The organism is Candidatus Endolissoclinum faulkneri L2 (genome assembly GCF_000319385.1).
In the GTDB taxonomy this organism is placed as follows: domain Bacteria; phylum Pseudomonadota; class Alphaproteobacteria; order Thalassobaculales; family Thalassobaculaceae; genus Thalassobaculum; species Thalassobaculum faulkneri.
Map to the genome: position 1 here is coordinate 789,303 of NC_019566.1, position 14,883 is coordinate 804,185.

Genomic DNA, 14,883 nt, shown 5'->3' on the forward strand with positions numbered 1-14,883 from the left:
TAAAGTAGGAGGTCTGAATGGGTTATTGTGAGTAAAGAAAATGATCTAATAGATGAGTTTAATATAATCGCTAAATTCTTTACGCCTCTTACCAAGAATGCGTCAGGCACATTCGGATTACTAGAGGACGCTGCTGTACTACCTCCGATTAGCCCGCAACAAGAATGGGTGGTTACAGTTGATGCCATAATTTGCAACGTACATTTTTTGCCGAATGATCCAATTGAATTGATCGCTCGTAAAGCGTTACGAGTAAATTTATCAGATTTGGCCGCTATGGGAGCTACGCCATACGGCTATACACTTACCATAGCACTGCGCAAAAATTTGCCGGATTCGCAGTGTTTGCTAAAAAAAGTATCCAATGGACTAACAATTGATCAAGCAGAATTCGGTATACATCTTATTGGTGGAGATACTGTATCTACGAATGGGCCTATGACTTTGGCAATCACTGCTTTTGGAATCGTCCATAAAGGTAAGTTGCTACGTCGCTCTGCGGCTATGCCAGGTCAAGATCTTTGGATCAGTGGCACGATTGGTGATGGTGCATTTGGCCTAAAAGTAGCAAAGGGAATGCTATCTAAACAATACTTGGAACTTGTAGATCGTTATCGCTTACCTCAACCGCGTATATCGCTTGGTTGTCGGTTGTCAGGAATTGCAGCTGCTGTTATTGACGTTTCAGACGGTTTGATTCGAGATGCTCAACATATAGCGAATCAGTCCAACTGCCGATTAGTCATTGATGGGAGTGCTTTACCAATTTCCGAATCAGTTTCTTGCATAATCGCAGATCGTTCAGAAATGCTTAAGTTAATTCTAACGGGTGGTGATGATTACGAATTGTTATTCACCGCGGCACCTGATGCTATCACACAAATTCAGCAGGCAAGCTACGAATTAGAAATACCCATCACTCGTATAGGTTGGGTAGATTCAGGTAAGGGTGTTGATGTTTTAGATTATAACGGTACTAAACTTAATTTGTTGGCAGAATCAGGATGGAGTCATTTTTAATTGAGATTTAACGTCTAGAAAATTTTACTTATCCTAAAAAGATGTTAGTTTATTGTCAGAATGTCGTTTTCGACCTTAAAAAGGTAACGTTTATTGTATAAAAAGTATAAATTTTTTAGTGAGTACAAGCATAATACACATTTTTATAAACAAAATACTTGTATAGTTATATTGCTAGCTTTTTTGATCAAAAATCTCTTTCTGAATAACAATACTACAATTAATTTATAGCTAATAAAATTAGTAATTCTTATCGAATTAATATTCCAGCTAAATCTAAACAAGAATATAATATTCTTCTATATAGCAGATTATTTTTTTGACAAATAATTTTTAAATCATTCAAACTTTTGAAAATTAAACTTAATCATTAGTCAATAACTAATCTACTTCGTATAAATATACCATCCTAGGATGATCTAAAAAGGTCAATATCTATGATAATATATTTTATATCATAATTACAATCTGACTATCGTCACAACACTAAATTATGATGCATGAAGGTAATTTTAATTGGCAAAAAATTTATCTTATTATTACAATTCTTTAATACTTGAAGAAAATCTTGGTTGCGCATAAAATACTTAATGTTATTCAGTAATCCATTTACTAAAAATATAGCATTGTTAGCAATTTCCCAAGCGTTGTCGATGTCTGCAATGACTATAAGCATTGCAGTTACAGGGCTATCTGGGAAAAACATAGCCCCTGACCCATCATATGCTACACTTCCACTCACCTTTCAGTCTGCTGCAACAATGCTGACAACTATGCCAGCAGCTTTATATATGCGTTATGTTGGCCGACGTTTGGGTTTTATTACTGGCGTTTTTATTGGTATGACTGGAGCATTTATCGGGATTTCGGCTATATTTTCAATAAATTTTTTATTATTCTGCATAGCTTCTACTCTAATTGGGTCATTTCACGGCTTTGCCGTGCTGTACCGATACGCTGCTGCTGATACTAGTCCCAATAATTTTCGATCACAGGCAATTTCATTAGTTTTGACTGGAGGAGTGTTAGCTGCCATAATAGGTCCAGAAATTGCGAAAGCTTCATACGACTGGTTTGCTCCGATTATGTTTGCTGGAAACTTTTTAGCTATCGCAGCTTTGCAAGCAATAACTCTTGTCTTTCTTGCCTTTTTACGCATACCACGGCCTAATGTCATAATTAATTCTCAGTATTGCCGTCCTTTACTGGAGATTGCCCGTCAACCTAAATTTTTTGTAGCTGTTATTAGTGCTATGGTAGGATATAGTAGTATGACTTTTATTATGACTGCGACACCATTAGTGATGGAAAAATGTGGATTTTCCTTTCGTCAATCAACATCTGTAATCCAATGGCACTCAATTGGTATGTTCTTGCCATCATTGTTTACTGGATCACTAATAAATACGTTAGGGGTAATTCGCATAATGCTGGCCGGAGTAATTACCTACCTTATTTGTATTGCTATTAATTTTTCAGGAGTTGAATTACTTCAATTTTTTTCCTCAATGATCTTGTTAGGTATCGCTTGGAACTTCTTATTTATAGGTGGTAGTACTCTTCTTACAGAGTCATGTAGCATCAATGAACGTGAGAAGATTCAAGGTTTTGGTGATTTTTTGGTATTTTCAGCTTCTACATTTGCTACATTATTCTCAGGTTATATTAGCCATACTTTTGGGTGGCAGGCAGTTAATATTTGCATTCTGCCATTTGTAGTTTTTGCAGGAATAATTATTCTATGGTATAATAAATCTGTGTCATCAAATTAATAAGATAGATATATCTGCTACTGGTGAATAATATTTTCATCATATTTAACTATGTATGTTTAAATAATAATTATATTTGTTGTCATTCAATTTTATTAATTGATAGTTTAATTAAAATTAACAAGCTGCTTTAATACTAACTTAAGCATTTGCATAAGAAGGTATTAAAATATTTTGTAATGATAAATTATCCCATCCGTTGGGTTATATTCGTGTAGTAAAATTTGTTATGTTATGTAAAATATTTTTTATAAAAATCTTTGATTAGTGCTATTTAAAAAATATGGCTAATAGCAAAAGAAATATTTTTGATTTTTGTTTGTTTGATTAACAAGCAATTCATAATCTTATTTTCCCTTCATAGTCTCAAAGAGACTTTTTATTGCATATAATTATTGTTAATGTTAAATAATATCTTTGCATTAGTACTATCTAACGAGTTAATATAGCTGTGTTTTGACATCGGTATATGGCCAGGATATTTAATAGAGATCAATGAATTAACGATGAGCGAAACAAAAATCAATGATTTTCTACCGCATATTTGTTTGGCTGGTAAGATCAAATAAAGTGAAAATAAACTAATTTACCCTAGATATTTTTATTGCCATCTTCTGAATAAACGACATTCTACAATATACAATTAGTAATTCATAATAATAGATTAGAAAATAAATTTTAGTCGCTTATATATAATGATATTGTGTTAGTAATTATTGATTTTTTAGGTGGAAGTCCTAAACCTCATAGTGTTAAAAGCTTGTTAAAAAACAATACAACAAGTATTATGTCATGTTGAAGAAAAAAAGTGTAAGAGGTAGGATTGTTGCGCATAAAATTTAATATCTTCGTCAATTTATTATCACGATTATACTTTGCATTTAGCTTTTTGCCTCAAATGGCAATACATTTCCAAACGCATAGATGGTAATTCCCTGTAAATGTTTGTAAACCTAGATCATATTAGTATCGTTAATTGAGCAACAAATAATCTAATTACTGACAATTTGTTAATTATTGTGTGCATATTGGCTTCATTCGTATCTTGAAGAAGATTTCATTTTGTTTATCTTGCAATTAACTCTGGAATCTATATTTAATAACAAAAATTACTTTTAATATAATAGATAAGGTCGAATTATATCTTCTAACAAAGAATTTTTTTAAGTTTTGTATTCCCTAGAATTGCTGAAATTTTCTTTATTAGTTTAATGAAATTTATTATTTTGAATTGAAATTAGCGTCTCATAAGTTTTTGGGCGTTTGAGCAAAAACTCACTAAAAGTATAAAGATAGATATTAACTAGATTAAATTATATCTTATAAAAGTTAAATTGACTTTATTCATCAGGGCTAAAGCGTCCTATATTGCCGATAAGCTGCTTAAGCAAAGTAATGTTTTGACCAGCAGTTGGAGTTTCGTCTCTGAGAGGAGTAATTTTTTTACCATCATTCAGGTTTAGTACCTTAACAGACTTAACTAAACCACTAGATTCAAAATTAATGCAAACTATTCGTCGCTCGATTGTCTTCGGTTTATAAAAAGCCTGACTTTTAATGCGTTGGCTAATATAATACCATTGATCTTCACCAAAATTAGCATAGCTGGAAGGTGAGCCTAATAAGTCAAGGACTTCCGATTGTTCCGTACGACCTAACTTAATGTTAGCTAGACTTTTCATGTCTACTGTGTTACCGTGATCTTTAATTTGCGGGCTACAAGCAGCAACGATAACAACTAAAACACCAATAAAAAGAGCAACGATGCGATGCATGTGCATAATAGATAAATTGATTGAGTTGTTTAACTTCGTAAATATTACTTGTATAGTTTCGATAGAAATTAATAAACTACAAATCGAGTGTCGCATGAAAAAACCGTTAATTTTTTTAAAAGAAGAATCGTTATAAGTGCTATTAATATCAAAAATTCTGGTCATTATGCTCGTAATTTCTTTCTTGAGAAACAAGTCAAGTAATCAAGCAAAAGCTTGAAAAGCTGCCAAATAGTATCAAGTTTGTTTGATGCAATCTAGCTCAGCAATTTTCTCAAACAACTATTGCAATTTGCTCAAACTTTGTACATTCAATCTCACTCTATCTGACTACTTACAGAGTCCCTAATGCAAGGGCATTAAGCGGAAAGTTTACAGAAAGTAGCCTATTTATATTCCAATTACTTCACATATCAATTAGTAATAATTGTGATTATGTAGTCTTTAAGTAAAGAAGAAATGTAACCTTAGAATTATAAAATTAGCTTAGTTACGATGTTATGTTTTTTTAGTTAGTATAGTCATCTAACTATTATTCCAACCAGTACAAAGAACGACATTTACAAAAATTATATTAAAAAGCTAGCCACTAAATAATAGGTATTCGGAATCATAGATGCTTGCTAAAATGATATATATGCTCTTTCGGTATGCTTAGTACACTTGAACCATGTATGTATATAGTATAAAATAAAAAAATCTAATTATATACTCTGTCAACACACTGTTATTGCCGCTTATTTCATTTATTAGTATAACTCAACGTATAAAATATCACTTTCGAAGCAAATCAATCGTAGCTTGTTGTGCTATCGGAGCGTTTCGGATTACTAAATCTTTTATCACTCAGGACGATGTCGACAATACACCAGCGCAAGTATACAGATTGGATCGATAATGAATAGCACGTTAGCTGCCAGCTTTGTGCTGCAGTGTACGATTATCTTAAAATCAATCGCCAATGAAGTAACAGATGAGATAGATGAGTTGTTTAATCACAATCAACAAATCTATAAGTTAGAAGTTAAACTTGACCTAATCGTTAAAGATCTCTAAGCTCTGAAAGGAAAATTTCCGACGTTAGGGCAAAATTATAGCCGCAATTTTATGCATTTTGATTAATCCATATACTCGCACAATTGTTAGTGCATGGAAGATTAACGTTGAGAATAGCAGTGTACAAATAAGGAAATAAAAGATAGATATTTGCGTAGACTCGCTCTTCGCAGCGCGAGCTTTGTTAAAAACTGCGATATCAAAATAGCATAGCTTACTTGTCAACTGACTAATTCCATGTGACGTAAAACCCGCCTGGGCGCCAATCGGTAGGTAGGATAGGCGTTTTGCCAATAAAAATCGATGCGCAGCATTGATAAAAACGCCAAAGTTTCTTCGATCGATGTTCATAGGTTTGTAATGCTAGTACCTTTTAAAAATTGACAATGAGGATTGACTAGTGTCAAAAGACCTAAGAATTGCATTGGACGCTATGGGCGGTGACCAAGCACCTGAAATGATTATTCAGGGTGTTGATATAGCGCTGGAACGAAGCCCAGATCTTAAAATCATTTTAGTAGGAGATAAAGCACTGATATTGTCTTTGTTAAAAACAACCAAACGTCTCAAAAAACATTTGCCAGAGATTATACACACAAAAAAAGCTATTGCCGATGAAGACAAACCATCAGTAGCTCTGCGTCAAGGACAAGGTTCTAGCATGCGTCTAGCGATTGACTTGGTGGGAAATGATAAGGCAGATTGCGTTGTATCAGCTGGAAACACCGGCGCTTTGATGGCACTTTCCAAGAAAGTGCTACGGCTAATGCCTGGAATCGATCGACCCGCGATCGCAGGATTTTTTCCCACTAAACGCGGTGAGAGTGTAATGTTAGATCTCGGAGCCAATATTGCCTGTGATGCGAAGAATCTAGTACAATTTTCTATTATGGGGCAAATATTTGTACGAACAGTTTTAGGACTTAAACGACCAGTCGTGGGCATTCTAAATGTAGGTATTGAGGGTCAAAAGGGCAACACTTGCGTTCGTGAGGCAGCAGCTACATTACAAAGAATGACTAACATGCCATTCGAATTCTATGGATTCGTGGAAGGAGATGACATACCAGCTGGCACGGTGGATGTGGTTGTCACTGATGGATTTTCCGGTAATATTGCTTTAAAGACAGCAGAAGGCACCTCAGAACTAATTAGTCAGTTTCTGCGCGACGCATTTCATAATTCTTTATTGTCAAAAATTGGCTACCTCTTGGCACGCAGCGCTGTTGGCCAACTACGTCAACGTATAGATCCAAGAAGATATAACGGAGCAATGGTATTAGGCCTTAACGGCATTGCTGTAAAAAGTCATGGTAGCACTGATGCTCTTGGATTTGCTAATGCTATCGGTGTAGCAGCTGATATGAAACGTTATAGATTTCTTGAGAAAGTTCGTGAAGAATTAACTAATAACGGTCTTGATCTCCCGGCAGAGCAATCAAAAGTGGTGGCAACAGCATGATAAAACGGTCCATAATGATCGCGACCGGATCTTATCTTCCAGAGCGCGTGGTCAGTAATGAGGAAATCTCCGCATGGGTGGATACATCCGATAAATGGATTCGTCAACGTACTGGCATTCGACAACGCCATTTTGCTGATCACACAGAACTTACTAGTCACCTCGCCATTAAAGCAGCCCGCCATGCTCTTGAGATGGCTAAACTTGATGCTGAGGTTATCGATTTAATAGTTGTGGCTACAACAACTCCAGATGATACTTTTCCAGCGACAGCAACCAAGGTACAAAAAGAACTTGGCGCTTTTAATGGTGCTGCTTTTGACATACAAGCAGTATGTGCAGGATTTATTTATGCTATTGCGGTAGCAGACAACTTCTTGAAGTCAGGCCAGGCCAGCACAGCCTTAGTAATCGGTGCAGAAACTTTTTCACGCCTACTTGACTGGAAAGATCGAACTACCTGTGTACTGTTTGGCGACGGGGCAGGAGCGGTACTTTTACGCGTCATAGATGCTAATAACAACGAAAACTGGGGAGTGCTTTCTACCCATCTGCATACTGATGGATCTGAACGAGATATTCTTTATGTCGATGGTGGTCCTTCAGCGACCAAGACCGTTGGTCATGTACGCATGAACGGAAAAGAAGTTTTTCGCCATGCAGTATCTAAGCTATCTAGCGTAATAGATGAATCGTTGGAAGATAACGGTTTATCTCCTAACGATGTTGATTGGCTGATACCCCACCAAGCTAATCGACGCATCATTGATTCCATAATCAACCGCATGAAAATACCAACTGAGAAAGTACTGGTTTCCATTGAACGTCACGCTAATACCTCAGCAGCCTCGGTCCCATTAGCGCTAGATGAAGCTGTACGTGATGGTCGGGTTTGCGCTGGACATTTGCTACTCCTAAGTGCTATCGGCGGAGGACTTGCCTGGGGTGCAGGAGTTGTTCGTTTTGGTCTTCCAGTACATTCTTGGTACTATAGGAAATAGGACAAGCAAACAGCTAACTTGCTATCACTCTCTTGAAATCACCGAATTAATTGACGCTTGATTTTCTTTGCGGTAATATTTTTTACTAAAAATGAGGATATAAATGACAGGCGAAACTCTCACTAGAGCTCATCTGAGCGAGGCCATTTATCAAGAAGTGGACCTTTCCCGTAATGAATCGGCAGATCTCGTCGAATCAGTTCTTGAGGAAATTATTGAAGCTTTGCTTCGTGGAGAAATAGTTAAAATATCTTCTTTTGGCAGTTTCTCAGTTCGCCAAAAAAGAAAAAGAATAGGCAGAAATCCGAAAACAGGCGAGGAAGTTACAATACTTCCTCGCCGAGTTCTAGTATTTCGTCCATCTCATGTCTTAAGAAATAGAATTAACCAAGATTTAGAAGAAAAAAATTCAAATTAATATAAAACAATACCTCAAGCATAAGGATTTATCTACAAAGCCATAGATAACAGATAAATTTTGTATTGTTTACAATCAAGCTGATTGAGCAGTAGTATGTGGAGCTTATCCCATTTATGCTATTAATTTTTAAAGTCAAATATTAACCTTGTTTACTAAGTAAAAATTAGTAGGTTGCTGTTGTATTGTGTAGGCTACTATAGCAAGCCTAATTATGAATTGAGATTATATTGCGTACTATTAAAAGAAGCTAAGAGTACTCAATATTGAGTACTCTTAGCTGATATAAGCAAGTATTGAGGTGATTAGTAAATATTTACAAAAATAAAACACACTTCTCTGAAGAAAGAGCATTAGAGCGATATCAAGCTAGAAGTAATTCTTGGCGCTAAAATATGCTTAATAATAATTACTTCAGGTAGCAGTAAAATTAAAAAATAATTATTAGTGTTTTAGCCAATTCAGATTACCTATATTGCAGTAGTTCGGAGCGTAGCGCAGCTCGGTAGCGCACCACGCTGGGGGTGTGGTGGTCGTGGGTTCGAATCCCACCGCTCCGATTATTTTAATTTTGATTTGATTATAGTTTTATTCAATTTATTATTATAAATAATACTGTAATAATTTAATTCTATGTTATTATATGTTTACTAGCTCAGAATATTCAGAATTAAAATTTTTAAGCTCTAATAATTAAATTGATTTTATCAAGTGCTTTAATTATTTATTGATTTAATGCCGTTATATTGCAGCAAATCCTACTTTATATATTCCCACTATGATTTTATCGTTGATTAATAAGTCAAAATTAATCTAACTTAAATCCACAATAAGTGTTAGTTAGAAAATTAGTAAAAGGTATGTCAAATCTAATCATACTTAATATTTAATCTACAGATTAAATATTAAGTATGATTAGATTTTTATTGAATCAAACAAGAGAAAATTTTTTTCTTAAACACAATAAATTATTATTACGTATAATTTTTTTTCTATAATTACAGATAGCAGTTAGTAGATCAAAAGTCTATCTGTTATTTAGGATATTCCCGGCAATTGCCAACATTCGCTGTTATTTTTATAATCTAAGTAGCTACGTAATTAGCAAGAAATATAAAAAAATTAAGTTGATTTCTTTAAGTTATTGGAGTGATGTTAACAAACATTACATAATGAATAACGCTAACATTTAGTTTAATTAAAATATTATATAATGTTTTTTATTAAAAATAAATTTTATTTTATCGTTAATTAACAAGATAGAATATTATTTTTGCTAAAATATTTGGTAAAACTTGTTATTTATAAATAGTTAAATTATTTTAATACTATAGGGTATAGTATAAGCTAATTTTTATGCGTAGAATATAAACTAAATTATTCGTCATTGATTTATGAAAATAAGCTTAAGTAATATAATTACCTGAATTAAGTTTAATGAACTACGTCTACTTTCTTTTACAGTATTCTTAATTAATTGTAAATCGTCTAGCAGTTTATTAGTCTAAGTATTGAACTAATCATACACTGAAATTATTAGGAATGACCTGCATAATATATCTAAATATTTAGCAATTAAAATTATCTTAGTAATAAAAAAAATAGACTTAGTATTAATTGCTATAAATTTTGACGCGTAAAGAAGTATAATTAGCAAATATCATTTATCAACTATAGTAAATTTGCTAAATAAATCAACAGATTAATTATAATATCATGCAATTATATATTAATTATTGACTATAAAATTTCAGAGAGAAAAATAAGTCCATTACTTAAAGTTAAATATAAAATCAAAAACTTCCCTATAGTAATTAAGGATAAAGTATCTATCTCTGCATCACTGTCGTTTCATAAATTTAAGCCTACCATATAAATGGTCGAAATTAGTCAAAAGCCAAAATATGACTATTTTAGTGACTTAGCTTTAGTTAAGTGCTAATAATTGATAGACATTGCTAGAATTTACAACAACTTTGTTCTTTGATTTAAGATCAGCTACTAACAGATCAAACAAATCTTTAGCCCTACCGCTAGCAAACTCACGATTGAGCTGCTTCTCTACGGAAGCAGTATTAGGTATGTTTTTGATGATTTTTTTCAAAGAAATTATCGCGCTTCCCTCTTTACTGCTAAGTGCTTTAGCGTCACCAACTTTTTGCTCAAACAAGGCTTCCACTGTTGCGATAGGCCAACCAGAAGGAAGGAAATCACCCTTTCGGGTAATTGCTGACAGTCTCTCGATTTGTAGTCCGTGCTTAGTCGCTGAATGCAATAACGACGTACCATTAGTCACGTCATGAATAATAGCATTCGCAATCTTCTTGCTTTTCTCTAAACGTTCCTCTCTCATCCAATCTAAAACTACTTTCTCTCGTATATCCTTTAGCTGTGGAATTTGAGAAGGAGTAACACCATTCACCTGCAAAATAAAGAATGTATTGCCGTCATTAGTTTTAGTTACCCCACTATAAGCACCGTTTTCAGTTTTTAAGGCAATATCTAAAAACGGATCGTCAGGTAACTTGTTAACCTGCATACTTTCCACTAGGCTACCAACACGCGATAAAAATGAAATCTGATGCAAAGGAATCTTCATTAATTGCGAAACCTCTTCAATGGTCAAACCACTGGCCAGTGCGTCTTCCATGGAAGAAGAGCATTTTAACAATTGTTCATAGGCTCGCTCTGATAAAACATCGTGCTTTAAATCATCTCGTACGTCTTCAAAATTGACCGAAGCCCCAACTTCGAGATCACTTATACTCAATAATGTCCAACCAAATTCAGTCTTTATCGGCTTACTCACAGTGCCTGGTTTGCTGATATTAAACACAGCATTAGCAACAAGATCATCAATAATTTTATTACGAGTGACTTTGCTAACATTAAGATTATCAGCGTTCCGGCCTGTCATTTCCTTAACTACAGCAGAAAAAGATTCACCGGCCTGAATTCGATTATAAGCAATACGAGCATTTTCTTTAGTCTGAAAAATTGCCTGATTAATCCTGCGAGAATCTTTTGTATTGAATAAATTTTTGCGTTCTTCAAAAATATCAATAAGTTCATCATCAGATATTTTAATGTTTTGTGCTATATTATCTACCGATAAAGCGATCCAACTTATCTTACGGTATTCTGGAGTCTTGTATTTATTTTTATGTTTATCGTAATAAGCTAAAATTACCGAGTCGTTGGGTAACTTAGGGCAAGGTAAGCGAGCAGCGTTAATGCGCACAGCGTCTGCAATCCGGCGTTCTTTTCGATATTCATTCAAGGCTTTTACAAAGACTTCTGGGACAATACTTGAATCGTCATTGATTATAGCTGTAAGTAGTTGATCGCGAAGCATGTCTTGTCGTATACTTCGTATAAAATTTACTTCTTCCCAGCCATTGTTGGACAAAAAGCTTTTATAAGCCACACGATCAAACTGACCTAAGCTATCGCAGAATTGCTTATGAATCATACGTACAATTTCTCTATTACTGATCGATATACCTAAACGATTGGCAGTTGTTAAAATGAGACTTTGCTCGCTGAGTTTGCGCATAGTTTGCTTTAGCAGACCGATTTTCATTGCTTGCTCTGCTGTAATTGGAACGCCAAATTGTTGACGTATGCGCTCAAATTCTTTTTTTACATCGACCGCAGTAACTAGTACTTCGCCATTAACACTAATAGCATCGTCGTGATTATTAAAGCTACTGAAAATGACATCACCCGTACTCCAAATCAGAAAACTAATAATCAGAAGTACAAACAAGATCTTAAGGAATAATGATCTAACCATAGCGAAGATACGCTGAAGATAATAGTTCGTTAAGGATATTTATAGTGTGTTAAGGATATGGTGTATAAGGTCATATATGAGATCTCCAATAAATTTCCCTAGATATAGTTTAACTTATAAACTGATACGCAGCAAAAATAACTGCTGTCAATAGCATATTTTAAGGGAAAAATATCGAATTAAATGACGAAAATATATTATTCGAGGAAGTGCAAACTATAATATATTTTTCTCAACTGGATTGTGAGTTATGCAAAAAAAAATAATTATAACTACAGCGATAAATACTTTATAAATCTTTACAATACTATCAATCAAAAATTATAAATGTCCTAATTCTTAATTTAATTGAGATTCCGATGAGAATACGAAAAGTCAAGTATAAAAATAATTTTCGTACGTTGCTCCTTAACGGCATAAAAGTCTTAGTGATTTTTGCCCATAAGTTAAGCGCAAAAATTAGTATATTAGTTAAAAGTTAAATTATTCTTTCCGCAATTCTGCATTAAACCCTAATAGATAAATTACTCCTAATTTTAATTACATTACTGATAACTTGCGATTTAAAATAGCAAGTTATCTACACACTCTAACACTTAAACAAAATTTTACTAGCAAAAATTCTGATTGTTATCTTGTCTTAAAAGATTATTAATTTTTATGGCAAAACATAATCAAATTATTAGTTACAAGAGGTTTTGAGTAAAAATACAACGATCTTTTTTTTCTTTTAATGCAGATACTCTAAAAGAGGCAAACTAATTGCTCTTTATTGTTCTAGTAAAATAGCACAATCAATTACTGGCCAAATCAAATATTTTTTCAACCATTACATGATTGCTATTAAATACAAAAACTAGATTAATGCCAAAATAATTTAATTTTCGCTATCATGAAATAGCGTGCTTAAACTATTAATTTTTAGATTACCAAATATATTAGTAACGTATTTTTATACGATAAATTACTCTTAATATTATTGCAAAGAAAGACAGCATACGGTGCACAGAAAGTAAGATCTTATGGGTAATACTGTAAATTAATGTTTAATGCTTACTTGGAGTAAAGTTGCTAGCGATTTCTTTTCAAGAACATAAAGCAGCCATAGTTAATGAATAAACGAATAGCTAAATTTAAAGTTTATTAAAAAAGCACATCTCTATTTACAATAGCTATTTTCATATATTTTAAGATTTACCATTAGCAAAAAAAATCTTATTCCGGATTAAATTATCAAAACATTTAATTGCTTAATGAATTGACAAAAATCTCTCATTTGCTTTATAGCAAAGTAAATTTATAACAGATAAAAACAATATTGTATATTGCGATTTAGCTTACATAGCAGTATTACCTTATCTCTATGACGATCTCTTCTAGAGATGACATGAAATTCCATATCAAATCTGGCACTGGAAGATGAACTAACTAGCGTTTTCAAATACAAACATCTAAAAATCTATTAATAACTTCTCCATTAGGAAAATATTCTTTAAATTTAAGCATACCGCTAGAGAAAATCATGATAAAACCGCAAACGATTGTTGTCACTGGGGGGGATGGATTCATTGGTTCTGCGGTTATTAGACTGCTGATCGCAGAAACGGATGTTAGGGTGGTTAATTTAGATAAGCTAACCTACGCAGCTAGTGGAACTGCTCTACGCGGGGTAGAAAACAGTGATCGTTACAATTTTGAACAGGTTGATATTACAGACCTTGCATCCTTAAAGCAAGTGTTTAATAGTTACGATCCAGATGCAGTAATGCATTTAGCAGCAGAATCTCATGTAGATCGCTCTATTAGCATGCCTGAATCATTTATTCAAACCAATGTAATTGGAACATTTCGTTTGTTGCAAGCAGCGTACCAGCACTTTGCAATTTTAAAAGAAGACAGAAAAGATAATTTTCGATTTCATCATATCTCTACTGATGAGGTATTTGGATCACTTGGAATGAATGGCATGTCCTCTGAGGAGAGCTGTTACAATCCAAGATCACCCTATTCTGCGTCCAAGGCATCGTCTGACCATCTAGTAAGAGCTTGGGGTACAACTTATGGTTTACCTATAGTGGTATCAAGCTGCTCTAATAATTACGGGCAGTTTCATTTTCCCGAGAAGCTTATACCGTTAATGATAATCAAAGGAATTCGTGGAGAATCAATGCCAATTTATGGCGACGGTAGCAATATTCGTGATTGGCTCTTTGTAGAAGATCATGCTAAGGCTCTTTGGAAAGTTTTATCCAAAGGCGCAGTGGGTAATAGCTATAACATTAGCGGTTATAATGAAATTTCTAATCTAGAGGTAGTTGAAAAGATCTGCGACCTGTTGGATTTATATGCACCGCCACTTGCTTGTTGCAAATCTAGACGTGAACTGATTACATTTGTTACCGACCGTTTAGGCCACGATTTCCGCTATGCACTTAATGCAGCCAAAATTAAACACGATCTGGGGTGGAGGCCAGAGGAAACTTTTTCTAGCGGAATTGAAAAAACTGTAAGATGGTATATAGATAATGAAGCATGGTGGCGGCCATTGTTGGATCGCAAAATGCTAATACCAAACTAGATTAT

General features: G+C 33.9%; 10 protein-coding genes and 1 tRNA gene. 8 read left to right on the top strand and 3 right to left on the bottom strand.

Features of this window, described 5'->3' with window-relative positions; all coding sequences use genetic code 11:
• Positions 1 to 27 precede the first annotated feature (27 nt).
• Both thiL and A1OE_RS02410 read left to right on the top strand, forming a co-directional pair.
• Positions 28 to 1,020, top strand: a complete 993-nt coding sequence (gene thiL, locus A1OE_RS02405; protein WP_015088530.1) for a thiamine-phosphate kinase — start codon at positions 28 to 30, stop codon at positions 1,018 to 1,020.
• A 590-nt stretch (positions 1,021 to 1,610) separates the two neighbouring features.
• Entirely contained in the window at positions 1,611 to 2,792 is a 1,182-nt protein-coding gene (locus A1OE_RS02410) for an MFS transporter (protein WP_044283250.1), read from the top strand.
• Positions 2,793 to 4,132: 1,340 nt separating this feature from the next.
• Here A1OE_RS02410 and A1OE_RS02415 read toward each other — a convergent pair.
• Positions 4,133 to 4,663 carry an outer membrane protein assembly factor BamE gene (locus A1OE_RS02415; protein WP_158512540.1) on the bottom strand — a complete coding sequence of 177 codons (531 nt, stop codon included), beginning with the start codon at positions 4,661 to 4,663 and terminating at the stop codon, positions 4,133 to 4,135.
• Positions 4,664 to 5,464: 801 nt separating this feature from the next.
• Here A1OE_RS02415 and A1OE_RS04485 point away from each other — a divergent pair.
• Positions 5,465 to 5,623: a hypothetical protein gene (locus tag A1OE_RS04485; RefSeq protein WP_015088536.1), complete on the top strand. Its 159-nt coding sequence runs from the start codon at positions 5,465 to 5,467 to the stop codon at positions 5,621 to 5,623.
• Positions 5,624 to 5,647: 24 nt separating this feature from the next.
• On the opposite strand, the gene A1OE_RS02420 is transcribed toward A1OE_RS04485, so the two are convergent.
• On the bottom strand, positions 5,648 to 5,974 hold the full coding sequence (locus A1OE_RS02420) for a hypothetical protein (protein WP_044283251.1): 327 nt from the start codon (positions 5,972 to 5,974) through the stop codon (positions 5,648 to 5,650).
• 49 nt (positions 5,975 to 6,023) lie between these two features.
• Between A1OE_RS02420 and plsX the strand changes: the two genes are divergently transcribed.
• The 4 genes from plsX (at position 6,024) to A1OE_RS02440 (ending at position 9,064) form a co-directional block, all read left to right on the top strand.
• Positions 6,024 to 7,085 (top strand): phosphate acyltransferase PlsX, encoded by a 1,062-nt coding sequence (gene plsX / locus A1OE_RS02425; protein WP_044283252.1) that lies wholly within the window; start codon positions 6,024 to 6,026, stop codon positions 7,083 to 7,085.
• Positions 7,082 to 8,086, top strand: coding sequence for a beta-ketoacyl-ACP synthase III (locus A1OE_RS02430; RefSeq protein ID WP_015088538.1), 1,005 nt, complete (start codon positions 7,082 to 7,084; stop codon positions 8,084 to 8,086). The genes plsX and A1OE_RS02430 overlap by 4 nt, the downstream gene beginning before the upstream one ends.
• A 103-nt stretch (positions 8,087 to 8,189) precedes the next feature.
• Complete coding sequence (locus A1OE_RS02435) at positions 8,190 to 8,504, top strand: integration host factor subunit alpha (protein ID WP_015088539.1); 315 nt, start codon at positions 8,190 to 8,192, stop codon at positions 8,502 to 8,504.
• 486 nt (positions 8,505 to 8,990) lie between these two features.
• Positions 8,991 to 9,064 (top strand) — tRNA-Pro (locus A1OE_RS02440).
• Between the two features lie 1,367 nt (positions 9,065 to 10,431).
• On the opposite strand, the gene A1OE_RS02445 is transcribed toward A1OE_RS02440, so the two are convergent.
• Positions 10,432 to 12,339: a peptidyl-prolyl cis-trans isomerase gene (locus A1OE_RS02445; RefSeq protein ID WP_420885809.1), complete on the bottom strand. Its 1,908-nt coding sequence runs from the start codon at positions 12,337 to 12,339 to the stop codon at positions 10,432 to 10,434.
• A 1,483-nt stretch (positions 12,340 to 13,822) separates the two neighbouring features.
• On the opposite strand from A1OE_RS02445, the gene rfbB reads away from it, so the two are divergent.
• Positions 13,823 to 14,878 carry a dTDP-glucose 4,6-dehydratase gene (rfbB, locus tag A1OE_RS02450; RefSeq protein ID WP_015088543.1) on the top strand — a complete coding sequence of 352 codons (1,056 nt, stop codon included), beginning with the start codon at positions 13,823 to 13,825 and terminating at the stop codon, positions 14,876 to 14,878.
• The last annotated feature ends 5 nt before the right edge of the window (positions 14,879 to 14,883 follow it).